Origin of the sequence: uncultured Streptococcus sp., assembly GCF_905372115.1 — a bacterium.
Classification (GTDB): Bacteria; Bacillota; Bacilli; order Lactobacillales; family Streptococcaceae; genus Streptococcus.
In genome coordinates this window covers 1-24793 of sequence record NZ_CAJPNR010000028.1, presented here as the reverse complement: position 1 = coordinate 24793, position 24793 = coordinate 1, and the positions used below count along the sequence as shown (strand labels likewise).

24 protein-coding genes, 4 pseudogenes and 1 riboswitch are annotated in these 24793 nt (G+C 44.5%); of the genes and pseudogenes, 19 read left to right on the top strand and 9 right to left on the bottom strand.

The genetic code is table 11. The features are described 5' to 3' along the window. Positions 1-243: pseudogene (locus QZ169_RS08090) on the bottom strand (formate C-acetyltransferase); the annotation flags it as partial. Between the two features lie 368 nt (positions 244-611). On the opposite strand from QZ169_RS08090, the gene dinB reads away from it, so the two are divergent. The 6 genes from dinB to QZ169_RS08060 all read left to right on the top strand — a co-directional run bounded on the left by dinB (position 612) and on the right by QZ169_RS08060 (position 5614). After that, entirely contained in the window at positions 612-1676 is a 1065-nt protein-coding gene (dinB, locus tag QZ169_RS08085; protein ID WP_295506225.1) for a DNA polymerase IV, read from the top strand. A 211-nt stretch (positions 1677-1887) separates the two neighbouring features. Next, positions 1888-2202, top strand: coding sequence for a hypothetical protein (locus tag QZ169_RS08080; RefSeq protein ID WP_061594398.1), 315 nt, complete (start codon positions 1888-1890; stop codon positions 2200-2202). Positions 2203-2520: 318 nt separating this feature from the next. Continuing rightward, positions 2521-3315: a CPBP family intramembrane glutamic endopeptidase gene (locus QZ169_RS08075; protein WP_295506209.1), complete on the top strand. Its 795-nt coding sequence runs from the start codon at positions 2521-2523 to the stop codon at positions 3313-3315. A gap of 45 nt (positions 3316-3360) precedes the next feature. After that, entirely contained in the window at positions 3361-4155 is a 795-nt protein-coding gene (locus QZ169_RS08070; RefSeq protein WP_295506207.1) for a CPBP family intramembrane glutamic endopeptidase, read from the top strand. Beyond that, positions 4145-4900, top strand: a complete 756-nt coding sequence (locus QZ169_RS08065) for a CPBP family intramembrane glutamic endopeptidase (RefSeq protein ID WP_125433892.1) — start codon at positions 4145-4147, stop codon at positions 4898-4900. The genes QZ169_RS08070 and QZ169_RS08065 overlap by 11 nt, the downstream gene beginning before the upstream one ends. A 75-nt stretch (positions 4901-4975) precedes the next feature. Then, on the top strand, positions 4976-5614 hold the full coding sequence (locus tag QZ169_RS08060) for a TetR/AcrR family transcriptional regulator (protein ID WP_061592255.1): 639 nt from the start codon (positions 4976-4978) through the stop codon (positions 5612-5614). Positions 5615-5667: 53 nt separating this feature from the next. Here QZ169_RS08060 and QZ169_RS08055 read toward each other — a convergent pair whose 3' ends face one another. Genes QZ169_RS08055 through rnhC form a run of 3 tightly spaced genes read right to left on the bottom strand, consistent with a single transcriptional unit; the run spans position 5668 to position 9617 of the window. Next, positions 5668-8034, bottom strand: a complete 2367-nt coding sequence (locus QZ169_RS08055; RefSeq protein WP_295506200.1) for an ATP-dependent RecD-like DNA helicase — start codon at positions 8032-8034, stop codon at positions 5668-5670. A 59-nt stretch (positions 8035-8093) separates the two neighbouring features. After that, complete coding sequence (gene lepB / locus QZ169_RS08050; RefSeq protein ID WP_295506198.1) at positions 8094-8723, bottom strand: signal peptidase I; 630 nt, start codon at positions 8721-8723, stop codon at positions 8094-8096. Between the two features lie 3 nt (positions 8724-8726). Next, complete coding sequence (gene rnhC / locus QZ169_RS08045) at positions 8727-9617, bottom strand: ribonuclease HIII (protein WP_295506196.1); 891 nt, start codon at positions 9615-9617, stop codon at positions 8727-8729. Between the two features lie 188 nt (positions 9618-9805). Between rnhC and QZ169_RS08040 the strand changes: the two genes are divergently transcribed. The 5 genes from QZ169_RS08040 to trxA (QZ169_RS08020) all read left to right on the top strand — a co-directional run bounded on the left by QZ169_RS08040 (position 9806) and on the right by trxA (QZ169_RS08020) (position 14942). Further along, complete coding sequence (locus QZ169_RS08040) at positions 9806-10096, top strand: hypothetical protein (RefSeq protein WP_002919703.1); 291 nt, start codon at positions 9806-9808, stop codon at positions 10094-10096. A gap of 10 nt (positions 10097-10106) precedes the next feature. Beyond that, positions 10107-10658 carry a CvpA family protein gene (locus tag QZ169_RS08035; RefSeq protein ID WP_002903748.1) on the top strand — a complete coding sequence of 184 codons (552 nt, stop codon included), beginning with the start codon at positions 10107-10109 and terminating at the stop codon, positions 10656-10658. Between the two features lie 54 nt (positions 10659-10712). Then, positions 10713-13046 (top strand): endonuclease MutS2, encoded by a 2334-nt coding sequence (locus QZ169_RS08030; protein WP_295506192.1) that lies wholly within the window; start codon positions 10713-10715, stop codon positions 13044-13046. A gap of 78 nt (positions 13047-13124) precedes the next feature. After that, positions 13125-14543 (top strand): C69 family dipeptidase, encoded by a 1419-nt coding sequence (locus tag QZ169_RS08025; RefSeq protein ID WP_295506190.1) that lies wholly within the window; start codon positions 13125-13127, stop codon positions 14541-14543. Positions 14544-14627: 84 nt separating this feature from the next. Continuing rightward, the gene (gene trxA, locus QZ169_RS08020; RefSeq protein WP_295506188.1) at positions 14628-14942 is read left to right on the top strand and encodes a thioredoxin; all 315 of its coding nucleotides are present in this window, start codon (positions 14628-14630) and stop codon (positions 14940-14942) included. 160 nt (positions 14943-15102) lie between these two features. Here trxA (QZ169_RS08020) and QZ169_RS08015 read toward each other — a convergent pair whose 3' ends face one another. Continuing rightward, positions 15103-15621, bottom strand: coding sequence for a DUF4865 family protein (locus tag QZ169_RS08015; RefSeq protein WP_295506186.1), 519 nt, complete (start codon positions 15619-15621; stop codon positions 15103-15105). A gap of 108 nt (positions 15622-15729) precedes the next feature. Here QZ169_RS08015 and QZ169_RS08010 point away from each other — a divergent pair, with 108 nt between their 5' ends. From QZ169_RS08010 to QZ169_RS07995, 4 genes are all read left to right on the top strand, one after another. Beyond that, on the top strand, positions 15730-16476 hold the full coding sequence (locus QZ169_RS08010) for a LysR family transcriptional regulator (protein WP_175859088.1): 747 nt from the start codon (positions 15730-15732) through the stop codon (positions 16474-16476). 99 nt (positions 16477-16575) lie between these two features. Next, the gene (locus QZ169_RS08005; protein WP_295506183.1) at positions 16576-16983 is read left to right on the top strand and encodes a polyketide cyclase; all 408 of its coding nucleotides are present in this window, start codon (positions 16576-16578) and stop codon (positions 16981-16983) included. 90 nt (positions 16984-17073) lie between these two features. Next, entirely contained in the window at positions 17074-17388 is a 315-nt protein-coding gene (gene trxA / locus QZ169_RS08000) for a thioredoxin (protein WP_002929164.1), read from the top strand. Positions 17389-17554: 166 nt separating this feature from the next. Further along, a riboswitch (glycine riboswitch) is annotated at positions 17555-17647 on the top strand. 85 nt (positions 17648-17732) lie between these two features. After that, positions 17733-19070 carry a sodium:alanine symporter family protein gene (locus tag QZ169_RS07995; protein ID WP_295506180.1) on the top strand — a complete coding sequence of 446 codons (1338 nt, stop codon included), beginning with the start codon at positions 17733-17735 and terminating at the stop codon, positions 19068-19070. A gap of 65 nt (positions 19071-19135) precedes the next feature. Here QZ169_RS07995 and sstT read toward each other — a convergent pair. After that, positions 19136-20324 (bottom strand): annotated as a pseudogene (sstT, locus tag QZ169_RS07990) (serine/threonine transporter SstT). 143 nt (positions 20325-20467) lie between these two features. Here sstT and QZ169_RS07985 point away from each other — a divergent pair. The 4 genes from QZ169_RS07985 (at position 20468) to QZ169_RS07970 (ending at position 23491) form a co-directional block, all read left to right on the top strand. Then, positions 20468-21331, top strand: a complete 864-nt coding sequence (locus QZ169_RS07985) for a mechanosensitive ion channel family protein (protein ID WP_002896584.1) — start codon at positions 20468-20470, stop codon at positions 21329-21331. A gap of 22 nt (positions 21332-21353) precedes the next feature. Next, the gene (locus QZ169_RS07980; RefSeq protein ID WP_295506178.1) at positions 21354-21983 is read left to right on the top strand and encodes a DUF4352 domain-containing protein; all 630 of its coding nucleotides are present in this window, start codon (positions 21354-21356) and stop codon (positions 21981-21983) included. 174 nt (positions 21984-22157) lie between these two features. Further along, positions 22158-23060 (top strand): DUF2268 domain-containing protein, encoded by a 903-nt coding sequence (locus QZ169_RS07975; protein ID WP_295506176.1) that lies wholly within the window; start codon positions 22158-22160, stop codon positions 23058-23060. 62 nt (positions 23061-23122) lie between these two features. After that, positions 23123-23491: an EXLDI protein gene (locus QZ169_RS07970; RefSeq protein WP_295506174.1), complete on the top strand. Its 369-nt coding sequence runs from the start codon at positions 23123-23125 to the stop codon at positions 23489-23491. 50 nt (positions 23492-23541) lie between these two features. On the opposite strand, the pseudogene QZ169_RS07965 reads toward QZ169_RS07970, so the two are convergent. The 3 genes and pseudogenes from QZ169_RS07965 to QZ169_RS07955 form a co-directional block, all read right to left on the bottom strand. Next, positions 23542-23691 (bottom strand): annotated as a pseudogene (locus QZ169_RS07965) (NADP oxidoreductase); the annotation flags it as partial. 15 nt (positions 23692-23706) lie between these two features. Then, positions 23707-24192 (bottom strand): GNAT family N-acetyltransferase, encoded by a 486-nt coding sequence (locus QZ169_RS07960; protein WP_295506171.1) that lies wholly within the window; start codon positions 24190-24192, stop codon positions 23707-23709. 31 nt (positions 24193-24223) lie between these two features. Continuing rightward, positions 24224-24793: pseudogene (locus QZ169_RS07955) on the bottom strand (NADP-specific glutamate dehydrogenase); the annotation flags it as partial.

The window sequence follows — 24793 nt, the reverse complement described above, 5'->3', positions numbered from 1 at the left end:
TGGACGAGTGTCCATTGGGAAACGAGTTTCTTCGTAGTGAGCTTTTGTTTCTTCTACGATTTTCTTGATGTGGAGTGAGCGCTCAGTAGGACCTGCCAAGAAGCTTTCATCTCCATCATAAGGTGTGTAGTTAGCTTGAACGAAGCGAGAAACACTTGCTTTCTCTTTCCAGTCTTCACCTTTGAAGCCTTCCCAAGCTTTGTCAAAAATATCTTGAGCTTCAACAACTGTTTTTACAACCATTTGATTTTCCTCTTTATTCTAGCAACATAAACTGTTACATTTATAAGTAAAGTATATCATACGGTAATCGGTTTCACAAACCATTTTCGGCAGAAAGAAAGACTTTCTTTTATAATACAGAAAGTAAAAAGTCGCGGATGTGTACTATAGATTTGAAAAACATAACTCTTTTCAAATATTTTGGAAAAATGGGTAAAAAAGTTATAATAAAAGTAATTAAAATGTCATATAAAAATTACTGACGAAGAATCTTACTTTTAAAATACTTTTTACAAGAACAAAAAACTGTTTCAGATTTATTTGAGCAAAAAGGGCCGACTTTGTGAAAGCTCATAAGCTGAAATTTATGGTAGGAGAAAGGAGGAGGCATGCTGATTTTTCCACTGATTAACGATACATCTCGGAAGATTATCCACATTGATATGGATGCTTTTTTCGCTTCGGTGGAAGAGCGGGATAATCCTAAGTTAAAGGGGCATCCGGTCATCATCGGCAGCGACCCACGCTTGACTGGAGGTCGTGGTGTCGTCTCCACCTGCAATTATGAGGCTAGAAAGTTCGGAGTTCATTCGGCTATGAGTTCCAAGGAAGCCTATGAGCGTTGCCCTCAGGGGATTTTTATATCGGGGAATTACGAAAAATATCAGGCAGTCGGCTTGCAGATCCGAGAAATTTTCAAACGCTATACGGACTTGATTGAGCCAATGAGCATCGACGAGGCTTATCTGGATGTAACGGAAAACAAGCTTGGGATTAAATCCGCAGTCAAAATAGCCAAGCTGATTCAGCACGATATCTGGAATGAAATCCATCTGACGGCTTCGGCAGGCGTTTCTTATAATAAGTTTCTGGCCAAGATTGCCAGTGACTATGAGAAGCCTCATGGTCTGACTGTTATTCTACCCGAAGAGGCTGAGGCCTTTCTGGCGCCTATGGATATTGCCAAGTTTCATGGGGTTGGTAAGAAGAGCGTTGAGAAATTACATGAAATGGGAGTTTATACTGGTGCAGATTTGCTCAAGATACCAGAAATGACCTTGATTGATAAGTTTGGTCGCTTTGGTTTTGAACTCTACCGGAAAGCGCGTGGCATCAGCAATAGTCCGGTCAAATCCAATCGTATTCGTAAGTCGATTGGGAAGGAGCGGACCTATGCCAAACTGCTCTATAGTGAGGAGGATATCAAGAAAGAGCTGACCCTGCTGGCTCAGAAGGTAGAAAATAGCTTGACTAAGCATGATAAGAAAGGACGAACCATCGTTCTGAAAATCCGCTATGCCGATTTCTCCACCTTGACTAAAAGGAAAAGTTTGAATCTAGCGACTCGAGACAAGGAGCAAATCGAGCGAACTGCGCATGAGATATACGATAGCTTGGAAGAGCAACCACGAGGTATCCGACTGCTAGGACTGACAGTGACGGGGTTTGAATAAAGATAAAGGCTTGGTTCATTACCGAGCTTTTTTAGATATAGTTTTTAGTATGAGAGAGTTGCTTGTGACGAGTTTCTAATTTGTCTGATGATTTTCATTAACTAAAGATAATCTTTTTCAAAAAAATACTGGACAAAGTTTTCTGTGTCTGTTATACTGAGTTTATAAAATAAAAACCGTCTGGTCGGTTTTTGAAAAGAAAGGAGCAGAAATGAAGAAATCTGTAGTAGAAAAAACAAGCGAGCACATTCTCAAGTTGAATCAGGAGATGGATCGGCAGCTGGAAGGTCAGAAAGAGTTTTTGCAGCAGCATGCAGAAAAGCTGAAAAAGATGTCACAGGGTGAGAATGGCATACGCTATTCTAAGTGGGGAGTCAAAGCTGGATATGCTGTCCTTGCTGGTGGCTTGCTGACTTCTGTCTTTAGCCCTTGGCGAGGACTGGGTATTATGGCAGTAGGGGGTCTGAGCCTTGCCTCCAATCTCTGGCATATCCGGCGATTGCAAAATAAAGAAAGGAGCAAGTAGCAGAGAAATGGCCTGTCTTAAGCATCAGAGTCTGGACAACTTAGAAACTAAAAGCAGCAGGCAGTAGCTAAACGGTGCTGACATAGCTTTTAGCATTATTTAGTCTATCTTTGCTTTTTATTTTAGGCAAGGACTAAAAGACTACGTTTTCTATTTGGCGCAGGTCTTTATTTTTTATAACAAAACAAACCGAATGGTCGGATTTTAAAAATCTGCGTTTCAAAACAGGCAATCATCTGAAAGACTGAGAGTAAAGGATGCCTTTGTCCAGTTTTCGGATGACTTTTCACTATTCTACATTTGATAAGGAGTTATCGTATGAACAAACAAACACATGTAGAGCCAGAGACAAGGCATATCCTGCCCTTTCTGGCCTGGACTTTTGGCATTACCTGGGGAGCCTGGCTGCTTCAGTATATTTTAACCGCCCTGAAGCTGACCAGCGGGGCTGAGCCTTTGGGCCTTGCTCTCAATTTCATCGGGGGCTTCGGACCGGCCTTGGGAACTTTTATCAGCCTCAAAATTTCTCATCCTAAGAAGATGCTGGACTTTATCTTTTCTCATGCTAAGGGCTGGTGGATTTATATGCTGGCCTTCTGTCTGGTTCGGGTTTTGACCCTTTTTATCGCCAATCCTGTATTACCGCCGCTCAATGCCGTTCTGATGTTTCCTCTGGGCTGGACCTTTGTCACGTTTGCTGGAGGCGGCAATGAAGAACTGGGCTGGCGGGGCCTCCTGCAGCCGGCTCTGGAGAAAAAATTCTCCTTCCCTCTGGCAACTGTCATCACGGCTCTGGTCTGGGTGGCCTGGCATCTGCCCCTCTGGCTGATTCCGGGAACGAGTCAAAGTCAGATTTCTTTGCCCTTCTATCTCTCCTTTGGTATCTTGCTCTGTTTCTGTCAGGCGGTTCTCTACAAGCAGACGGCCTCTGTCTTTGCCTGCATGGTCTTTCACGGCTGCATTAACTTTGCTCAGGCGACGATTGTCGGCAGTGCTACAAATGGCGGAAGGTATCTCAGCTTCCAGGCTGCTAATCTGGTCATGACCGCCCTGCTGGTCGGCTGGTGGTATTGGAAGGGCAACCGGAAAGGGGCTGAGAAAGATGCAAGCTAAAAATCTTGGCAATCGCTTTTCTGCCAAAGAAAAAGGAGTAATCATATGAAAACACAAACACATGTAGAGCCAGAGACAAGGCATATCCTGCCCTTTCTGGCCTGGACTTTTGGCATTAGCTGGGGATCCTGGCTGATTCTGTATATTTTATCTGCGCTGCAGGTCACTAACGGGGCAGAAACTCTGGGAACTGCCTTTATCTTGATAGGGGCTTTTGGCCCAGCTCTAGGGAGCTTTATCAGCCTTAACATTTCTAAACCGAAGCAAATGCTGTCCTTTATCTTTTCTCATGCCAAGGGCTGGTGGCTGTATATGCTAGTCTTCTGCCTGATTCGGATTTTGACTCTCTTTATTGCCAATCCAGCCCTGCCGCCGCTCAATGCCATACTCATGTTTCCTTTGGGCTGGACCTTTATCACCTTTGCTGGTGGCGGGAATGAAGAGCTGGGCTGGCGGGGAGTGCTGCAGCCAGCTTTGGAGAAGAAGTTTTCTTTTCCGATTGCTACGGTCATCACAGGTCTCATCTGGGTTGCCTGGCATCTGCCACTCTGGCTGATTCCGGGAACAGGTCAAAGCCAACTTTCCCTGCCTTTTTATACTCTATTTTGCATCATGGCTAGCTTTTGTCTGGCCGTTCTATATAAGCAGACGGTGTCTGTTTTTGCCTGCATGGTCTTTCATGGCTGTATTAACTTTGCGCAGACAGTTATCGTAGGAGCAGCTACCAAGGGCGGAACGTCTCTTAGTTTTCATGCTGCGAATGCCGTGATGACAATTTTGCTGCTGGGCTGGTGGTACTGGAAGGGCAATCGGAAAGGAGCTGAGAAAGATGCAAGCTAGAAACTATAAAGATTCCTCATCTGTCAAGCAAATTCTAATTTTTCTGCTTTGGACTTTTGGTATCACTTGGTCTGCGTGGATTCTCTCGGCTGTGCTGAAAGGGCGAGTGCCGTTGCTTCCTCCGCTGCTCACGATAGTGGGAACATTTGGTCCTGCTATAAGTGCCAAGCTTGTCTTAGGTAAGTCTTTGAAAGAAATGCTGACTTTTATCAAGTTTGCTAGGAAAGGAAGCTGGCCTTATCTGTTGATTTTTGTGGGTCTCTTCACGATTTCCATTGTCTTTGTGACCAAGCCGCTGCCAAATTTGAATCTTTTGAATGTCTTGGTTCTGGCTCTGGTAACCACTCTCTTGACAGGTGGTAATGAAGAAATTGGCTGGCAGGGCTTCCTGCAGCCAAGTCTGGAGAAGATCCTGCCCTTCCCTTTGGCAACTGTAGCAACTGGGTTAATCTGGGCTGTCTGGCATCTGCCCCTCTTCTTTACCCCCGGCAGCAGTCAGGCAGGGACCTCTCTTCTGGTCTTTACAGCATTTTGCCTGCTCGGCCGTTTCTGGCTGGCAGCCCTTTACAAGACCAGTCAGTCTGTCCTCTATTGTGTCCTCTTTCATGGGCTCATTAATACAATTGGCGAAGGCATCTTTGTAGGCAAGGGGACGGAAAATCCGCTCTTTTTCCTAGGCTATATCTTGATGGCGGCTTACAGTATCTATCTTTGGTATCAAAGGGATCAGCAAGACAAGGCTTAAAGATATTTTTATGATTTTGTATTTCTCCGGCTTTTTTGGTAGAATAAAGCTATATTAGAAACAAAGGGGAACAGAATGGCGCAGCGAAAAGACAAATCCCAGGCCATGAGAGAAAAAATTTTAAATACAGCAACCCAGCTCTTTATCCAAAAGGGGTCCGAAAAGACCAGTATGCAGGATATTGCTCAGACGGCGGGCATCTCCAAGGGGGCTATCTACCATCATTTCAAGTCAAAAGATGAGATTGTCCTGGCGGTGATGAGGAGCCGGCAGGAGCTGATGGAAGAAGAGATGAAGCAGTGGCTCAAGGCTACGGAAAATCTGACCGGTAGGGAGCAGCTGCAAACCATCCTCAAGTCTAATCTGGAAAGTCAGACAGCCCGGGCCATGGACGGCATTGTGGAAGAGTACGAGCAGGATGCAGGTTTTATTTTGACCATGATGCGGGACAATCTGCGGATAGGCTCCCCTCTGGTCAGCGATATTATCAAAAAAGGCATGGCAGATGGGTCTATCCAGACTCAGTATCCGGACCAGGCTGCGGAAGTCTTTCTGCTGCTGGTGAACTTCTGGATGAATGAGACCGTTTTTGAAAGCGATCCTGAAAAACTGCCAGAACGCATCCATTTTCTGCAGTTTATGATGACCTCGGTCGGCATGGATATCTTTACTGACGAGCTCCTGCAGCACTTTAGCCAGAAAAATAAGGCATAAAAAAAGGCGATAGGACAGAACTAAAAAATTTAATTCTGTCCCAGCCTTTTTATTTATGTGCTGAATATACTGTGGATATCTTCCTCGGTCAGGCCGATTAGGGGGTCAATTTTCTGGAAATTTTCCTCAGTCAGGACATAGTTTTCCACAGGTGGTTTCATTTTATCCACAGTATTGTGGATATTACTCTCAGCTTGCGGAAAGTCGCCAAAGCGCTCGATGAGATAGGTTTTGCGGGCGGTGCCAGTGTTTTTTGCAGCATAGTCAAAGGCTGCTTTTTCCCCAAGTAAGATCAACTTGCTCTTGGCGCGGGTGATAGCAGTGTAGATGAGGTTGCGCTGCAGCATCCGGTGACTGCTCTTGGTGATGGGCAAGATGACCACGGGAAATTCACTGCCCTGAGACTTGTGGATGCTCATGGCGTAGGCCAGGCGAATCTTGTACCACTCGCTGCGTTGATAAACAAGTTCATTGCCATCAAAGTTAATGGTTAGCTCGTCCTGCTTGGAGTCGGTGTACTTAGCAGGCAGCAGGTCGCTGATATAGCCTAAGTCACCGTTGAAGACGTTGCTTTCAGCATCATTGACCAAGTGGATAACCCTATCTCCTTGGCGATACTGACAGTCGGGAGCTTCAAAGGTCAGTTCCTCTTTCTCGACAGGATTGATGAGTTTTTGCATAAGATTATTAATCTGGTCAATACCGGCTGACCCCCGATACATAGGTGCTAATACCTGAACATCTTGAGCTGGGATACCGCTGCGAATGGCTGCGCTAGCGATTTTCTCAATCATAGGCGGGATATGCTCATTTCTAGCTTCAAAATAAGAGCGATCCGCTTTTTTCTCTATAAAGTCTGCTGGTAAAATGCCCTTCTGAATCTGGCTAGCCAGTGTGACAATTGTAGACTCCTCGCTCTGCCGATAGATGGTTTCCAGCTTAGTCTGTGGAATAGTTGGTATCTGCAGCAAGTCCGCCAGTACCTGACCTGGACTGACAGAGGGCAGCTGGTCCGCATCTCCGACAATCAAGAGCTTGGTCTGAGAGGAGATATTGCTGAGCAGCTGATTAGCCAGCCAAGTGTCCACCATGGAAAATTCATCCACAATGATAAAATCAGCATCCAGATAATCATCCAAATGACTGGTATCATCATCTCCAGTCATCCCCAAGTGGCGGTGGATAGTGGCGCTAGGCAGACCAGTCAATTCGTTCATGCGCCGAGCAGCACGTCCAGTGGGAGCCGCTAGCAGAATAGGTAGATCATTGACCTTTCGCAGATCCAAGCCGCGAAGCTGGGCGTAGACTGCGATGATACAGTTGATAACGGTAGTTTTTCCTGTTCCCGGTCCGCCGGTTAGGATAAAGACCTTCTGATTGATAGCCTGACGGATGGCTTCTTTTTGGATACTGTCATAGGAGATGCCGGAGTTCTCCTCCACTTGCTGGATAGCCGCAGTAATGTTATCTGCGTCAAAGCAGTCTTGCTCTCCTTTTTCCAACAGACGGACCAGATTGCTTTTTATTCCTTCCTCAGCAAAAAATAGGCTGTTTTCAAAGATTTTAGTATCTACATTTTGTACCTTATCTTCCTCAATCAGATGGGCCAGCTCATCAGCGACTAGACTAGGGTCCAGCTCCACTTGGCGTGAGCTTTCTAAGAGCTCGATGGTATGTTCTAGTAAATCACGAGCTTCGACATAGGTATCTCCCCGCTCCATGGACTGGGTCAGCAAGGTGTGGACAAGACCAGCCCGAAAACGCTCAGGGGCATCACTTTGGATCCCCAGCTCTTCTGCCAGATGGTCAGCGATTTTAAAGCCGATCCCCTGAATATCCTCTACCAGCTGATAGGGATATTTTTCGACAATATCCAGCGTTTCTTCCTTGTAGGTATCCTGGATTTGAAAAGCCAGCTTATTGGGAATGCCGTAGGCTGCTAGCTTGGCCAGTACCATCTCAGTTCCGTAGTTGAGTCTGAGCTTGGCGACAAAGGCCTCGCGGTTCTTAGCTGCTAAGCCGTTTATCTGGGTCAGCTTTTCCGGCTCCGCTAAAATCTTGTCAATGGTGTCCTCGGTATCTTCTCCGTAGAGTTGGACGATTTTTTGAGCAGTCTTGACCCCGATGCCCTTGAAATGGTCACTGGAGAAGTATTTTACTAGGCCTTTGCTGCTGGGTTTTGCTCGCTCATAGCGGGAAATTTTCAGCTGCTGACCATATTTGGAGTGCTGGACAAGACTGCCCCAGAAGGTGTAGTCTTCGCCTTCTATGACATCTGCCATAGAGCCGGTGACAATGATTTCAAAATCTTCAAAATCCTCGGCATCTGTATCCTCAATATCTAAGAGCAGGATACGGAAAAAGTTGCTGGGATTTTCAAAAATAATCCGTTCAATCGTTCCTGAAAAGTAAAATTCCATAATTTATAGGTTCTTCTTTTAAAACGAACCCAGTTGACGTTCAACTGAGTTCGGTATGCTTAATAGGTCTTAAAAGGCAGCAGTGGCCAGAAGCGGAACTTGGCTTCGCCCTGGATTTGTTCTTTTTGGAAGGTACCGACTTGGCGACTATCCTTGGAAACAATCCGGTCGTCACCCAGAAGCAGGTATTCATCATCCAGAAGCTTGATGGTGAAGACAGGGCTGCCTTCACTATCAACAGTGAAAGCTTGAGCCTGAGCAGCGAGTTTTCTGAAAAACACACCATTGTCATCATAATCATCCCCAGTATAAGTAGATTGGAGCTTGTCTTCTTTGAATTTTTTGATGTAGTCCGTCAGGTAAGGCTCGTCTGTTTTTTTGCCGTTGATGTAAAGAGTATCATTTTCATACTGAATAGTATCACCCGGCATACCGATAACCCGCTTGACAATCTCCTTGATCGTTCCGTCATTATCTGTCTCAGTGGCGACAACGATATCAAATCGGTCAATAGACTGATGTTTGAGGACAAGCAGGTATTCCCCATTAGCCAGGGTAGGGTCCATAGAGTGGCCATCTACCTTTACAGGGGACCAGAGATAGAGCCGTGATAGGATAATGATAGAGATAAAGATGATAAAGAGCCCCCATTCTTTGAGAATGACAACGGCAGTATTTGATTTTTTCATAGGTTACCTTTCTAGAAGTTTTTGTGCTTTTTCAGTATTTTTAAAGTGGAGTTTAGCAGAATGCTGCAGACCGGCCATTCCATAGGCTTGAAGAATCTGGCTGGCAACATGATCGCTCTTGCTTCCGGCCCCGCTAGGCAGGGTATAGCCTAACTCTTGGCTGAGGTTTTCTAGATTTTCCAGAAAGAGGTCACGAGCGATAATAGAGCTGACCGCAACAGCTAGGAACTTTCCTTCAGCCTTTTCAATCAGACTTACTGGATTTGGAAAATGATTTTTTTCCTGCTTTAGGTATTTATTGTAGTTTTGCTGGCTGGTAAAGGCATCGATGACAATTTTTTCAGGATTTAGACCTTTTTGCAGCAGTAGGTAAATAGCTTGATTGTGCAGAGCTACCTTGACAGAGACGGCATTGTAGCCAGAAGAGATGACTTCGTTGTACTTCTCTGGCGATAGGAGCAGAGCTTGATGAGCAATCTTTTCTTTCAAGACAGGTGCCAGTTGGCGAATCTTGCTATCGTTCAAGGTTTTAGAATCACCGACACCCAGTTTTCTCAGAAAGTCATGCTGGTCTGGAGTTACGAAAGAAGCTACGACGGCTAGACCTCCAAAGTAGGAGCCGTTGCCGACCTCATCTGTCCCAATGAGGGCAAAATTCTGAGAAGCAGGACTAGAACTGGATTTTTCTGGTTGATGGCCAAAAAAGCCAGCGTAGTGAGCAGCTTTTGCCCCTTGAAAGAGAACTTTTCCGGAGCTAAAGACACTGACCGTCACCTGATCCAGCCGGAAGAAATATTGAATATGTGGGTTCTTACTGGGAGCCAGCTGGCTCTGATATTTCTCAACAAAAGCCTGAATTTCTTGCTGTTTGGGACTGAGGGTGATACTTTCCATACCCCCTATTGTACCATAAAAAGGAAAAGTCGAAAGCCATAAGATTGAAAATCCTACAAAAATTTTGTAGGAGAGCACAGCTGCTTGCTATGTCAAAAAAGATGAAAAAGAAAGTCCCTGTCTAGTTCCCAGTGTTTTTATAACTGACAAAGGGCTTCTTTTTTGATATAATACAATGAGGTGATTTTATGGCAAATTTGAATCGATATAAATTTACATTTGGAAACAAGACCTTAACTCTAACAACAGAACACGATAATCTCTTTATGGAAGAAGTGGAACGGGTAGCAAAGGAAAAATACAAGGCTATCAAAGAGCAGATGCCTGCGGCAGATGATGAAGTCCTGGCGATTTTGCTGGCGGTCAATAGCCTATCTACCCAGCTCAGCCGCGAAATTGAGTTTGACGACAAGGAAAAAGAACTAGAAGATTTTCGTCACAAAATGCTCAGTGAGCTGAGAGAAAAGTCGGGTAAATAGAGGAGAAGTAATGTTTTCTATTATTATTTTACTAATATTGGCCTGGAGCTTTTATATCGGCTATTCGCGTGGTATTGTTCTGCAGGGCTATTATGCCGCTGCGACCATGGTTTCTATGCTGGTAGCTGGAGCTTTTTATAAGAGTTTGGCTAAGTTTATCAGCCTTTGGGTGCCTTATGCCAGTGCGACTCAGGGCTCTTCGACCTATTTTTTCCCTAGCTCCCAGCTCTTTCAGTTGGATCAGGTTTTTTATGCTGGTTTGGCCTATCTTATTATTTTTACAGCTGTCTACATCCTTGGTCGCTTTTTTGGGATTTTTGCGAATCTGATTCCCTACCCCAATAAGCTAGACACCAAATGGTATAATGTGACCAGCGGAGCCATCGCTGTTTGCATCTCTATTTTTGTTTTGGGAATGTGCCTGACTATTTTAGCGACGGTGCCGATGGAGATGGTTCAGGAGCGGCTCAACAGCAGTTTCATGATTCGCTTTATTGTCAAGTATACCCCTATCACATCCAATATCCTCAAAGATCTCTGGGTGAATCAAGTTATCGGATAAGAGACGACTCAGTTGGCCTGCTAGCTGAGTTCTTTTTTACTAGAAAAGAAAATTATGAACACAAAAATTTTAGAAACCTTAGAATTTAGCAAGATTAAAGAACTTTTTGCTCCCTATCTTTTGACTGAGCAGGGGCAGCTGGAGCTGGGCCTGCTTTTGCCGACCAGTAAGAAAGAGACAGTAGCCTCGGCTTTTCTTGAAATGACAGATATGCAGCAGATTTTTGTGCAGCATCCGCACTTTAGTCTGGCAGCGACTCAGGATATTACTGCCTTGACTAAGCGCTTGGAGCTGGAGAGCGACTTGAATATTGAGGAGTTTTTGGCTCTCAAGCGCGTCTTGGCTGTGACTCAGGAGCTCAAGTCCTTTTATGAGGACTTGGAAAATGTGCACTTGGAAAAGCTGGACCGTCTGTTTGAGAACCTGGCTGTTTTCCCTAAGCTGCAAGGAAGTCTGCAGGCTGTTAATGATGGCGGCTTTATTGAAAGCTTTGCCAGCGAAAGTTTGAGCCGCATCCGCCGAAAAATTCAAGAAAATGAAAACCAGGTGCGGGAAATTCTGCAGGAGATTCTCAAAAACAAGGGAGAGATGCTGGCGGATCAGGTAGTGGCCAGCCGGAATGGCCGCAATGTGCTGCCCGTGAAAAATACCTACCGCAACCGCATTTCTGGTGTGGTTCACGATATTTCTGCCAGCGGCAATACCGTCTATATCGAGCCTAGAGCAGTTGTCAATCTCAACGAAGAAATTGCCAGCAGTCGGGCGGACGAGCGTTATGAAATTCAGCGGATTTTGCAGGAATTATCGGACCTCTTCCGTCCCCATGCAGCTGAAATTGCCAACAATGCTTGGATTATCGGACATCTGGACCTGGTGCGTGCCAAGGTCCGCTTCATGCAGGAGACGGGAGCGGTGGTGCCAGACCTGTCGGAAGAGCAGGATATCCAATTGCTTAGTGTCCGCCATCCCCTGATTGAAAATGCAGTGGCTAATGATTTGCATTTCGGGCCTGATTTGACAGAGATTGTCATTACTGGGCCTAATACGGGTGGTAAGACCATCATGCTGAAGACCTTGGGCTTAGCTCAGATCATGGCTCAGTCAGGTCTGCCGATTCTGGCGGACAAGGGGAGCCGCGTCGGGATTTTCAGTCAGATTTTTGCAGACATTGGTGATGAGCAGTCCATTGAGCAGAGCCTGTCGACTTTCTCCAGTCACATGACCAATATCGTCTCTATTTTAGAGCAGGTTGATAGCGAGAGTTTGGTCCTACTGGATGAGCTGGGAGCTGGGACTGATCCGCAGGAGGGTGCAGCTCTGGCTATTGCTATCTTGGAAGACTTGCGGTTGAGGCAGATTAAAACCATGGCGACGACCCACTATCCTGAGCTCAAAGCCTATGGGATTGAGACGGACTGGGTGGAAAATGCCAGCATGGAATTTGATACAGATAGTTTAAGACCAACCTATCGCTTTATGCAGGGAGTCCCTGGACGCTCCAATGCCTTTGAAATCGCTCGACGTTTGGGCTTGGCAGAAGTTATCGTTGGCCATGCCCAAGAGCAGACTGACACAGACAGTGATGTCAATCGAATCATTGAGCGCTTGGAGGAGCAGACGCTAGAGAGCCGCAAGCGCTTGGACAATATTCGCGAGGTGGAGCAGGAAAATCTCAAATTTAACCGAGCCCTCAAAAAGCTTTACAATGAGTTTAACCGAGAAAAGGAAACCGAGCTCAATAAGGCGCGCTTGGAAGCCCAGGAAATCGTTGATCTGGCTTTGTCAGAGAGTGAGAGCATTCTCAAAAATCTCCATGATAAATCCAGTCTCAAGCCGCATGAGATTATCGAGGCTAAGGCTCAGCTCAAAAAGCTGGCACCAGAAACCGTTGATTTATCAAAGAATAAGGTGCTCAAGCAGGCCAAGAAAAATCGGGCGCCCAAGGTGGGAGATGATATCCTAGTCACCAGCTATGGTCAGCGGGGAACCTTGGTCAAACAACTCAAGGACGGTCGCTGGGAAGCTCAGGTCGGTCTCATCAAGATGACTCTGGAAGAGCAGGAGTTTAATCTGCTCAAGGCTGAAAAGGAGCAGCAGCCTAAGCGCAAGCAGGTCAATGTGGTCAAGCGGGCCAATACTGATGGACCCAAAGCCAGACTGGACCTGCGCGGCAAACGCTATGAAGAGGCTATGGAAGAGCTTGATGACTTTATCGATCAGTCCCTCCTCAATAACATGGCTCAGGTGGATATTATCCACGGTATCGGGACCGGGGTCATCCGTGAAGGGGTGACAAAATACCTCCGCCGCAACAAGCACGTTAAGTCCTTCGGCTATGCTCCGCAAAATGCCGGTGGCAGCGGTGCAACGATTGTGATCTTTAAGTAAGAAAGATAAAGAAAAATGGCTGGTTAAGCCATTTTTTGTGCTATAATGTAGGCGTATAATAGATTGGAGAGATAAGCCATGAAATTTAATTATTTATCAGATTCCTGCACGACTATTTTGGTGGGCAAGAAGGCCAGTTACGACGGTTCAACCATTGTGGCTCGTACGGAGGATTCACAAAATGGGGTTTTTACGCCCAAGAAATTTGTCGTAGTGGAGCCACAAGACCAGCCCCGCCATTATCAGTCTGTTTTGACGTCTTTTGAGATGGATTTGCCGGACAATCCAGTCCGCTATACGGCAGTACCAGATGCAGTTCCCAAGGATGGAATTTGGGGAGCAGCTGGAATTAACAGCTACAATGTTGCTGTCAGTGCAACGGAAACGATTACGACTAATAGCCGCGTGCTGGGAGCTGATCCTTTGGTAGAGTCAGGTATCAGCGAGGAGGATATTCTTACGCTGGTTCTGCCCTATATCAAGACGGCTCGTGAAGGGGTTCTTCGTCTAGGGAAAATCTTAGAGGAGTACGGCACTTATGAGTCCAATGGGATTGCTATTTCAGATGTTAATGAGATCTGGTGGTTGGAAACCATTGGCGGCCACCATTGGATGGCGCGGCGCGTGCCGGATGACGCCTATGTGACCAATCCCAATCAGCTGGGCAGTGATTATTTTGAATTTGACAATCCTGAGCACTTCCTCTGTCATCCAAATCTCAAAAACTTTATCAAGGAAAACCATCTCAATCTGAATTACTCAGATGAGGGTTTCAATCCACGCTATGCTTTTGGCAGCCAGAAGGATAAGGACCGCCATTATAATACACCACGAGCTTGGGATATCCAGCGTTTTCTCAATCCAGAAGTGGAGCAAGATCCAAGGAGTTTCTTCATTCCTTGGTGCCGCAAGCCATATCGCAAGATTACTATAGAGGATGTCAAGTATGTCCTGAGCAGTCACTATCAGGATTCGCCTTATGATCCTTATGGAGCAGAGGGAGATTACCACAGCAGACGGGCCTTTCGGACCATTGGGATCAATCGGACCAGTCAGACAGCTATCTTACAGCTGCGCCCTAATCAACCGCAGGCAACGACGGGTATCCAGTGGCTATCCTACGGCTCCATGCCTTACAATACAGCTGTTCCTTTCTTTACTCAAGTCTCAACAACGCCAGACTACTTTGCCAACACGACAGACAAGGTTTCGACGGATTCCTTCTACTGGGCCAATCGCCTGATTGCTGGTCTGGCTGATGCTCATTTTAGCAGTCATGTCGGAGACTTGGATGATTATCAGGAAAAGACCATGGCCTGGGGTCATGAGATGATCGGTCGGGTAGATCGAGCTCTGGCTAAGGGCGAGGATGTGGACTTTGAAGCTGAAAATCAAGCTATGAGCGACAAGGTGCAAGAAGCGACAGACCGGCTCTTGGAGAAAGTTCTCTTGGATGCCAGCAATCTCATGACCAACCATTTCTCACTGAGTGACTAAGATCCTACCCGTAGCAAATATTTTTCTTTCTCTTGCTTTTGGTGTAAAATGTTATCAAAAGTAAGCTATTAAAGGAGAAAATTTATGGTAGTAGCAGTTACAGATGCAACATTCGCAGAAGAAACAAAAGACGGACTGGTTCTGATTGATTTTTGGGCAACTTGGTGCGGTCCATGCCGTATGCAGGCGCCTATCTTGGAGCAGTTGGCAGGGGAAGTTCATGAAGACGAACTGAAAATCCTTAAAATGGATGTGGATGAAAATCCAAATACTGCCCGCGAATTTGGCATTATGTCCATTCCGACCCTTCTGTTCAAGAAAGATGGTCAAGTCGTGAAGCAAGTCGCAGGTGTTCATACCAAAGACCAGCTCAAGGCTATTATCGCCGAATTGAGTTAATAGCATAGCCAAAAAATCGTTACATGTCGTAACGATTTTTTCATTTAGCCGATGACAGTAAAGGTCATACAATTTTGGGAAGAGCAAGTATACTATCATAGTGTGCAAAATACTGAAGAAGTGTTTGCTCAGGCGTTTCCCTATAACTTATCATAAGCACTTATTGTGAAATGTGCAAAATTTCAAATGTTGGTAGTTGTGTGTCGGGTTTATTGGTATAAAAAGTAAAAATACATTTTTTCCATTTATCAGGATTGAAAATAACGGCTTTGCCACTTTCGTTGTTTTGCATTTGCTCGTGAATGGTAAAGGATTTTAAACTTTCAGATGCTTCTATATCAATGACTTCTAATGTAGCATATTTACTTGAGTCAAAATGATCAGATATTTCGACTGATGAAGTTATTCCGATTTCAATATTTTGCCAGCCAAACGAATTTAAAATATGATCAAAGTAACCATCAAATATGAATTTTGTCATTCCGTTGGTATTTTTCCAAATATATAGCGGACAGTAACTGTTAAATAATTGGCCTTCAGATTTTTCAGAGATTAAATAAACTTTGAAAAACAAATTGTCGAATCCATCCATCAAATGACCTGTATTTCGGACACGTTGTCTAATGATATCCATATCATAATCTGCTGGTAATTTTATAGTATATTGCATTGCTTGCATTGTAGTACCCCTTTTCTAATGAATTATTGATAGTATAAATGATTTATATCATATTGAATAATACTTAAAAATGATATAATTATCATAAAAAGTGATAGGGTACTTTAAATGAATTTTAATGATATGAGCATTTTTGTGACAATCTATGAGACAAGGTCAATAAACAAAAGTTCAAAGATCTTACAATATGCGCAATCTAATCTCAGTGCTAGATTGAAGGTGCTTGAAACTGAATTAGATACAAAATTATTTTACAGAAAATATAATGGTTTAATTCCGACAGAAAGTGGAGATTTATTTTATCAATTTTGTAAGGAAACTTCTAACAATTTAGAGAAATTAAAAAAGAAATGTGAAACCTCGAAAATATCCATCTTAATTTCAGAATTATTGTTCAATCACGATATTAATAATTCACAAACAATTGATTTGAATAAAAGTGAGATCAATATCCAAAAAACTTCGGATATACCAATCATTGCTCATCAGGAAGACTTTGATAAAATTTTTTGCTTTCAAAAAATTGAAAATTTAAAGCATTATGATGAGACTATCGGGCATATCGAGTCAGTTTATGCTTGTTCGAGCAATATAAAGGCTACTGAGGAAATGCCTATATTCGTTAATAAAGATAAAAATTGCCCTTTTAGAAAACAAAGCTTAATGAAGTTTGCTCATTTAAAATCAGTTGTAGAAATTGATTCTTTTGAGAACATTATCAGCTTAGTTGAAAACGGGAAAGGAATCGCACTATTGCCTAAATGGTTAAATAAGAGAGCGAAAATCAAGCCATACGACCAAGACATCGTTCTGATTCCATTTTATCAGTATGAAAAGAAGAACCAAAGCAGGTAGCTCATTTAGAAGAAATGCTAATGCTAGAGTGGAAAACCATTTGACAAATTTCATAAACATACTTATAATAAGTGTACATAATATAAAGGAGATTTTATAATGGAATTTAGTTTTAGTTTAACCATAAAAGCATCAAAAGAAGATGTATGGGCCTACTATGAAAATATTGAAAAGTGGTATGACTGGGAAGAAGATTTAAAAAATATTACATTAAATGGTGAATTTAAGACAGGATCTTGTGGGATGATGGAACTCGAAGGAATGCCCCCAATGGAATATCAGCTGACACTTGTCAAGCCCTTTGAGGAATTTTGGGATGAAACAGCGACCCCGTTTGGAGATATCCTTTTTGGTCATCAGATCATTGAGAACGATGATGGCACTGTAAATGTCAAGCACACCGTAGCTTTAAATAGCGTAGATCAGCAACATTTGGGTTTTTTAAGCCAAGTTTTTTCAGATGTTCCTCAATCTATTTTTATTTTAAAAAATTGTTTGGAAAAATAAGAATTCTCTACTTAGCTAGAGAATTTTTTTCTTTCTCTGGCTTTTGTTGTAAAATGTTATCAAAAGTAAGCTATTTAAAGGAGAAGATTTATGGTAGCAGCAGTTACAGATGCAACATTCGCAGAAGAAACAAAAGAGGGATTGGTTTTGATTGACTTTTGGGCAACTTGGTGCGGTCCGTGCCGTATGCAGGCACCTATCTTGGAGCAGTTGGCAGGAGAAGTTCATGAGGACGAACTGAAAATCCTTAAAATGGATGTGGATGAAAATCCAAATACTGCCCGCGAATTTGGCATTATGTCCATTCCGACCCTTCTGTTCAAGAAAGATGGTCAAGTCGTGAAGCAAGTCGCAGGTGTTCATACCAAAGACCAGCTCAAGGCTATTATCGCCGAATTAAGCTAAGCAAGAAGCCTCTGGGCTTCTTTTTTGTATCAAAAAACGTTTACATGCTTAAATTTTTTTATAAAATATTGACAAAAGGTGAATGTTCTTTTAGAATAATAGAAAATTAATAATCAACACCGAACGAAGTTTTTCAGAAAGAGGTAGGCGACTCTGACTGTGAAATGGACGGAACTCTGGAGAGACCATGAATGGCACCGAAGGGGCAAGGCGGTTTAGAACCGCTCAAACTCTCAGGTAAAAGGACAGAGCGAAGAGGCAGGGATTTCCCTACTCCAGCACATCCAGAGTACATGTTATGCATGTGCTCTTTCTTTTTCTCGGTGTGAAAAGGAGCTTATATCATGTTGGAAATATTGAATCAATTGGATTCTTTGGTTTGGGGTCCACCCCTGCTCATTTTGCTGGTTGGTACCGGTATCTATCTCAGTTTGCGTCTGGGCTTGCTACAGATTTTTCGGCTTCCGCGTGCCTTTCGGCTAATTTTTGTATCAGACGAGGAGCATCAGGGCGATGTCTCTAGCTTTGCGGCTCTTTGTACTGCTCTAGCTGCGACTGTTGGGACAGGAAATATCATCGGAGTGGCAACAGCCATTAAAACCGGTGGACCGGGTGCCCTCTTCTGGATGTGGGTGGCTGCTTTCTTTGGGATGGCGACCAAGTATGCCGAAGGCCTCTTAGCTATCAAGTACCGCCGCAAGGATGCTCATGGTGCTATGGCGGGCGGACCCATGCACTATATCTTACTAGGGATGGGCGAGAAGTGGCGCCCGCTGGCTATCTTTTTTGCGATAGCTGGTATCTTGGTGGCTCTCTTGGGGATTGGGACCTTTACGCAGGTCAATTCCATCACAGAGGCCATGCAGAATACCATTCAGCTGCCTCCAGCCGTGACAGCTTCTATCTTGGCTATTTTGGTGGCTCTGGTTATTTTCAGCGGCATCCAGTCTATTGCCCGAGTATCGACCAAGGTTGTGCCCTTTATGGCAGCGATTTATATCTTGGGGACTGTGACTGTCTTAGCGGTCAATCTGGACCGTCTGCTGCCAACTCTCCAGCTGGTCTTTAGCTCAGCTTTTAGTCAGACGGCTGCTGTCGGTGGCTTTGCCGGTGCGACCATCCATATGGCAATTCAAAACGGGGTCGCGCGTGGAGTTTTCTCCAATGAATCTGGTTTGGGTTCAGCACCCATTGCAGCGGCGGCAGCTCGGACCAAGGAACCAGTAGAACAGGGCTTGATTTCCATGACCGGAACCTTCATCGACACCCTGATTATCTGTAGCCTGACAGGATTGACGATTTTAATCACAGGAGTCTGGGATGGCAATCTCAATGGTGTGTCCCTGACTCAGGCTGCCTTTGCGACTGTTTTTGCTAATTTTGGTCCGGTTCTGCTTTCAGTCTTTCTGGTCCTGTTTGCCTTTACGACTATCTTGGGCTGGAACTACTATGGTGAGCGCTGTTTTGAATTTCTCTTTGGGGTGCGCTATATCCGCGTTTATCGTCTGCTCTTTGTCCTTATGATTGTTCTCGGTGGCTTTGTGGGTCTGGAGGCGGTCTGGATTCTTGCAGATATTGTCAACGCCCTCATGGCCTTGCCAAACTTGATTGCCTTATTAGTCTTGTCTCCAATTGTCATCAGTGAAACGAAGAAATATTTTGACAAACATCGAAAGAACTAATCTGCTCACATAAAAAACCCTCTAGCTTTCCGTAATGATGGAAGTCTAGAGGTTTTTTGTTGAAATTAATAGCGTTTTTCTTTTTGCCAGCTGCTCATATCGACCACAGCTGTAAAGAGAACGTCAGTAGAAGAGTTGAGGGCTGTCTCGCAGGAGTCCTGAATGACACCAATAACGAAACCGACGCTGACAACCTGCATGGCCAAATCATTGGAAATCCCAAAGAGGCTGCAGGCGACCGGAATGAGCAGGAGAGAACCTCCAGCTACGCCGGAAGCCCCGCAGGCAGAAATTGAAGCTACAATACTGAGAACTAGAGCCGTTCCAAAGTCAACCCTGATGCCCAGCGTGTTGACAGCAGCCAAGGTCAGGGTATTGATAGTAGCACCCAGAGGAATAGAGACTGAGTAGGTCTCTGGATTGAGTCCCAGCTCCCGACAGAGTTTCATGTTGACGGGGATGTTAGCCGCTGAACTGCGCGTGAAAAAGGCAGTCACACCACTGACTCGCAAGCAGCGCCAGACTAAGGAATAGGGATTTTTCCGCAGCATGATAAAGGTAATCAAAGGATTGATGATCAGAGCGACAATCAGCATGCTGGCTATCAAGGCCAGCAGCAGGACACCAAAGCTTTTTAGAGCCTGAAAGCCCTTGCCGGAAATGGTCGTGTAGACCAGGCCTAAAATGCCAAGAGGGGCTAGATTGATAATCCACTCGACAATCTTAGAAATGATATCTGCCAAGGTTTGGAGCAGTTCCTTGCTGTGGTGGCTGGCTTCCCGCATGGCAATTCCAAAGATGACAGCCCAGGATAGGATACCGATGTAGTTCGCGGTGATGAGGGCGTTGACGGGATTGTCCACCAGCTGAAGCAGAAGATTGCTGAGGACTTGTCCGATTCCGTCTGGTGGAGAAACTTCTTGTGAGGATGAAGCCAACTCTATACTAATGGGAAAGAAGAAGTTGACCAGGACCGCTACCAAGGCCACCGCAAAGGTTCCCAGAAGGTAGAGCAAGATGACTGTCTTCATATTGCTCTTTTGCCCCTTTTGCTGTTGAGAAAAGGCTTGCCACCAGAGCGAAGACGAGGAGTGGCGCGATAGCCCTGAGACCGCCAACGAAGATTTGGCCCAGAAGTCCAATGGCCTGTGCTTTGGGGAAGATGACAGCCAGCAGGACAGCAATGCCAATACCGATGGGAATTCGCTTGATTAGATTGGTTTTATTCCAAATGGTGATGAAGCGATGGAGCATGTAAGTTGCTTTCTTGTCTTAGATACTTATTTTATCATACGATAGAAAGGGAGTGAAAGCAATGCTAGGTCGGACTAACTATTCTATGTCCGCGCTGATTAGTCTTTGTGGTATAATGGTAGTAATCTTTTTGGAGGTAGCCTATGTCTAAGACCGGAAATGTCTTTTCCCGCTATATCCAGCAGTTTGACTGGAGCAAGATTGCAGATGACCTTTTTTCCAAGCTGGTCTCTTTACTTCTGCTTTTTATCTTATTTTACATCGTTAAGAAAATCCTGCATTTGTCAGTGACCAAAATCATTGCCCCCTCTCTCAAACTATCCAAGCAGGATGTAGCCAGACAGAAAACCATTACCCGTCTCATTGAGAATCTGCTTAATTATGTCTTGTATTTCCTCTTGATTTACTGGGTTTTATCCATCTTGGGACTGCCGGTTTCCAGCCTTTTAGCTGGTGCCGGAATTGCCGGGGTGGCCATCGGGATGGGAGCCCAGGGCTTCCTGTCGGATCTGGTCAATGGCTTCTTTATCCTTCTCGAGCGACAGTTAGATGTCGGTGACAATGTCCGCCTGACTAACGGCCCTATCAACATCGCTGGAACAGTAATCAGTGTCGGGATTCGGACGACGCAGGTACGGGATGCGGACGGAACGCTTCATTTTGTGCCAAACCGCAATATCATGGTTGTCAGCAATTTGTCTCGTGGAGATATGCGGGTCTTGATTGACATTCCTATTTATGCCCAGACGGATTTGGACGAGATTTACCGCATCATTGCCAAGGTCAATGAAGAAGCTGTGCCAGAACATCCAGAGATTCTCAAGGAACCGAATATTTTGGGGCCACAGATGGCTTCAAATGGCCAGTTTAACTTCCGTATCAGCATGATAGTGCAGGGAGGCATGCAGATTTCTATTTACCATATCTTCTACCGTCTTTACCATGAGGCGCTTTTACGAGAGGGGATTGAGCTTCCGACGCTTGGACCTCTTTCAAAAGGCAAGTAATTATTGATTTAGAAAGGTCCATATGAATCAGCGAATTCAGCAGGAAATTGTCAGTGAGGACAATCTTGTTTACCGTTTAAAACGTCCTCTCCACAAGCAGGGTCTCTTTTGGGCAGCTCTGGTGTCTGGTATTATCATCTTTCTTCTGGCCTTGCTCAGCATTCTCCTCGTCATTACTACGATTGGTCTTATGGAGGAAAATGACCATCTCAAGTCTCTCACAGGCTACCATAACTCGCCTTTAGAGACCTATTCCAGCCATGCTTTTGAGAAAACAGTTGAATTTTCCAGCGGACTCAAGGTGACAGTTCATTCAGCAGTGGAAGATAGCAAGAGAGTCATGAGCGATGAGTCAACAGGAGTAGCTGTTGTTGCGACAATCACGATTGAAAACACTTCTAAAAAGCCCATTCTGGTCAGTCCTTATGACTTTGGACTTTATGATAAGAAGGAGAATGTCTATATTTTGGACGGCTCAACCTTTGACAATACACAAATCGGCACCAATCTGGCGCCAGGCAAGTCTATCCGCTTTGACTTGGTATTTGACGGGGAAGGCGGCGATGAGGATACCTATACCGTGACCTACGACAATGCTAAGTGGCAAAAGGAGAAAAGCAAGCCAAAGCAAGAGAAAAAGAAGGAGCAATAGGGAAAATTATCCTATTACTCTAATGCCTTTGCTACTTTTCGCTCCCAGATTTGAAAGTGGAGGCAGCAAATGTTATAGATGAAAGAGGATTTTAGACAAAAGTTTCAAATCTTTTTCTTGACTATGACCTTAGAGGAGGGTGTATACTGGTGAAAATTAGAAAAGGAGATTACCATGAAAATCAATATGATTCGTTCAGATAAGGTTTATCAAGAGCTGCTTGAACTGCCCTTGGAAAAGAGAGAGGGATGTTTTCGAGCTAAATTGTTAGCGCCTTTTGCTCCCAAATACCAAACTCAGCACATTCCTTTAAAAGCGAAGTATCCTGGAGGATTTGATGCTCTATTTCTACTTGGCTTTATGAATCAGTTGCCCGGAACTCTATCAGAAAAGGATAAGCCGGCTATCGATGCTCTGAGCTCTGATCAACTCTGGCAAGACTGCCAGGATACCATCAAAAGGAGTGTTGGTCTTTTTGAACAGGCTGGCTATGATTTAGAGGTTGAGGATTACTATTTTACTATTTTGTTGGGCAACCCAGAAAAATCTATGCTACAGCTTAATAAGGGTTACAGCGGAGATGGAGGGATTCCGGGCTACCTCATGCTTAGTCTGCTACCGAATGACTATACTTTGCCACGTGTACAGGCGGCGCTAGCCCACGAGTGTAATCATAATGTCCGCTTCCAATTTATCAAATGGAACCAGCAGACGACATTAGCAGACTGGGTAGTTAGTGAAGGATTGGCAGAGTTTTTTGCAGCTGAACTCTATAGCAAGGAGCTCATCGGACCTTGGGTCACTTCGACTAGTTCCGAGCAGTTAGAAGAGATTAAGCCCATCATCTCAAGTCAGCTTCAGCTAACGGGGATGGCGGAAATGGCTCCATATCTCTACGGTGATGAAATTGCAGAGATACAGGGTCAGATACCAGTTGGAATGCCTTATGCTGCGGGCTATGCTTATGGCTATCATTTGATACAAGCTTATCTGAAAAAGACTGGCAAGAGCATTATTGAAGCGACAGTAACACCGACGGCAGAGATTTTAGAAGCTACTAAAGACTTTTGGAAATGACACTTTTGCTTGAAAATCTGTCAAAACTTGATATAATGTAGGTGATTTCTGGAGGTGATAGTATGCATTATAAAAGAATTGAGTTAAAAGTCACAAATCAAGGTATCCACGAGCGTAAGATTTTTCAAGGTGTTAAAATTTTCAGCCGCAGCAAGTTGTCCAACGATCAGAAAAGCATTCTGACGCAGAAGCTTTACCTGACACCGAAGCAAAACATTGTTTACTATCAACGGACAGATATCAACTATGACCAGAACTGGCATCATAATAAGGACTATTACGAACTAGCTTATGACCAGTTGGACAGAGAAACTGTCTTTAAGGTTTGTCAAGATTTTGATGAACTAAGTCCTTTTCTGAAGAATGAGCTGCTGGAGAAGCTAAAAGAAAAGCAGTCTGCAGGCAAATTTTTTGAAAAATTAGATATATAAAAATCCGGCTGCTTTTACAAGCAGTCGGATTTATTCTAGTTTGATAGTTCTTAGACAATACCTTGGGCAATCATAGCCTTGGCTACGTTTTCGAAGGCAGCAATGTTAGCACCAGCCAGATAGTCTTTGCCAAGTCCGTAAGTTTCAACGGTAGTTTTATCTGTGTTGGGGATGCTGGACATGATGTTCTTGAGACAGCCAGAGTATACTGACATCTATTTATCTGATAAGAGAGATTTTATCATCCAGATATTCATAGCTGGGTGGCCGGCGGCGTTAGAAAGTGGTTGTTGCAGTGATGTGAAACCATAGTGCTGATAGATGGCCACGGCCGTAGCCAGTTCAGTAGTGGTTTCTAGATAAAGCTGTTCATAACCTGCTAGACGGGCTTCCTGAAATATCCGCTTTATCAACCGGCTGGAATAACCTTTGCCACGACTATTTTTAGTGACATACAGTTTTTGTAACTCAGCAATCTTATCAGACACAGGTGCAAAGCCACCACAGCCAACGAGCTGTCCCTCATCTTCCAGAACAAAGTAAGCTGCCCTCTCTTGATGTTGATAATAGTCGGCCAAATGATCTAGATGAGAATCAAAGTAGACAGTTCCTGGTTTGTCAAGCCCGAATTCTTCTAGGCTGGCTCGAATGAGCTGCGCTACAGCTGGATTGTCTCTCACTTCTATTGGCCGTAAGTTCATGATTTGTCCTCCGATAGGATGTATCGATCAGTTAAACTACACCTTGCGCAATCATAGCATTTGCTACGTTTTCGAAGGCCGCGATGTTAGCACCAGCCAGGTAGTCTTTGCCAAGTCCGTAAGTTTCAGCAGTAGTTTTAGCTGTGTTGAAGATGTTGGTCATGATATCTTTCAAACGTCCGTCAACTTCTTCGCGAGTCCATGACAGACGAAGGCTGTTTTGGCTCATTTCCAGAGCAGATACAGCTACACCACCAGCATTGGCAGCTTTAGCAGGTCCGTAGAAGATGCCATTCTCTTTGTAAATTGCGATAGCATCCAGGTCGCTCGGCATATTGGCACCTTCAGATACACAGATAATTCCTTGAGCTACCAAGCGTTTGGCAGCTTCGCCATTGATTTCATTTTGTGTCGCACATGGCAGAGCGATGTCATATTTCTCAGCGTAGGTCCATACAGAGCCTTCATGGTAAGTAGCAGTAGCTTTTTCAGCAGCATATTCTGTCAAGCGAGCGCGGCGTTTTTCTTTAACATCAACCAAAAGATCAAAGTCAATACCGTTTTCATCGATAACATAACCGTTTGAGTCAGATACAGAGAT

Excerpts from the sequence above, each read along its gene's own strand:
- dinB (WP_295506225.1), top strand. The coding sequence starts at position 612 with ATGCTGATTTTTCCACTGATTAACGATACATCTCGGAAGATTATCCAC.
- QZ169_RS08080 (WP_061594398.1), top strand. The coding sequence starts at position 1,888 with ATGAAGAAATCTGTAGTAGAAAAAACAAGCGAGCACATTCTCAAGTTG.
- QZ169_RS08075 (WP_295506209.1), top strand. The coding sequence starts at position 2,521 with ATGAACAAACAAACACATGTAGAGCCAGAGACAAGGCATATCCTGCCC.
- QZ169_RS08070 (WP_295506207.1), top strand. The coding sequence starts at position 3,361 with ATGAAAACACAAACACATGTAGAGCCAGAGACAAGGCATATCCTGCCC.
- QZ169_RS08065 (WP_125433892.1), top strand. The coding sequence starts at position 4,145 with ATGCAAGCTAGAAACTATAAAGATTCCTCATCTGTCAAGCAAATTCTA.
- QZ169_RS08060 (WP_061592255.1), top strand. The coding sequence starts at position 4,976 with ATGGCGCAGCGAAAAGACAAATCCCAGGCCATGAGAGAAAAAATTTTA.
- QZ169_RS08055 (WP_295506200.1), bottom strand. The coding sequence starts at position 8,034 with ATGGAATTTTACTTTTCAGGAACGATTGAACGGATTATTTTTGAAAAT.
- lepB (WP_295506198.1), bottom strand. The coding sequence starts at position 8,723 with ATGAAAAAATCAAATACTGCCGTTGTCATTCTCAAAGAATGGGGGCTC.
- rnhC (WP_295506196.1), bottom strand. The coding sequence starts at position 9,617 with ATGGAAAGTATCACCCTCAGTCCCAAACAGCAAGAAATTCAGGCTTTT.
- QZ169_RS08040 (WP_002919703.1), top strand. The coding sequence starts at position 9,806 with ATGGCAAATTTGAATCGATATAAATTTACATTTGGAAACAAGACCTTA.
- QZ169_RS08035 (WP_002903748.1), top strand. The coding sequence starts at position 10,107 with ATGTTTTCTATTATTATTTTACTAATATTGGCCTGGAGCTTTTATATC.
- QZ169_RS08030 (WP_295506192.1), top strand. The coding sequence starts at position 10,713 with ATGAACACAAAAATTTTAGAAACCTTAGAATTTAGCAAGATTAAAGAA.
- QZ169_RS08025 (WP_295506190.1), top strand. The coding sequence starts at position 13,125 with ATGAAATTTAATTATTTATCAGATTCCTGCACGACTATTTTGGTGGGC.
- trxA (WP_295506188.1), top strand. The coding sequence starts at position 14,628 with ATGGTAGTAGCAGTTACAGATGCAACATTCGCAGAAGAAACAAAAGAC.
- QZ169_RS08015 (WP_295506186.1), bottom strand. The coding sequence starts at position 15,621 with ATGCAAGCAATGCAATATACTATAAAATTACCAGCAGATTATGATATG.
- QZ169_RS08010 (WP_175859088.1), top strand. The coding sequence starts at position 15,730 with ATGAATTTTAATGATATGAGCATTTTTGTGACAATCTATGAGACAAGG.
- QZ169_RS08005 (WP_295506183.1), top strand. The coding sequence starts at position 16,576 with ATGGAATTTAGTTTTAGTTTAACCATAAAAGCATCAAAAGAAGATGTA.
- trxA (WP_002929164.1), top strand. The coding sequence starts at position 17,074 with ATGGTAGCAGCAGTTACAGATGCAACATTCGCAGAAGAAACAAAAGAG.
- QZ169_RS07995 (WP_295506180.1), top strand. The coding sequence starts at position 17,733 with ATGTTGGAAATATTGAATCAATTGGATTCTTTGGTTTGGGGTCCACCC.
- QZ169_RS07985 (WP_002896584.1), top strand. The coding sequence starts at position 20,468 with ATGTCTAAGACCGGAAATGTCTTTTCCCGCTATATCCAGCAGTTTGAC.
- QZ169_RS07980 (WP_295506178.1), top strand. The coding sequence starts at position 21,354 with ATGAATCAGCGAATTCAGCAGGAAATTGTCAGTGAGGACAATCTTGTT.
- QZ169_RS07975 (WP_295506176.1), top strand. The coding sequence starts at position 22,158 with ATGAAAATCAATATGATTCGTTCAGATAAGGTTTATCAAGAGCTGCTT.
- QZ169_RS07970 (WP_295506174.1), top strand. The coding sequence starts at position 23,123 with ATGCATTATAAAAGAATTGAGTTAAAAGTCACAAATCAAGGTATCCAC.
- QZ169_RS07960 (WP_295506171.1), bottom strand. The coding sequence starts at position 24,192 with ATGAACTTACGGCCAATAGAAGTGAGAGACAATCCAGCTGTAGCGCAG.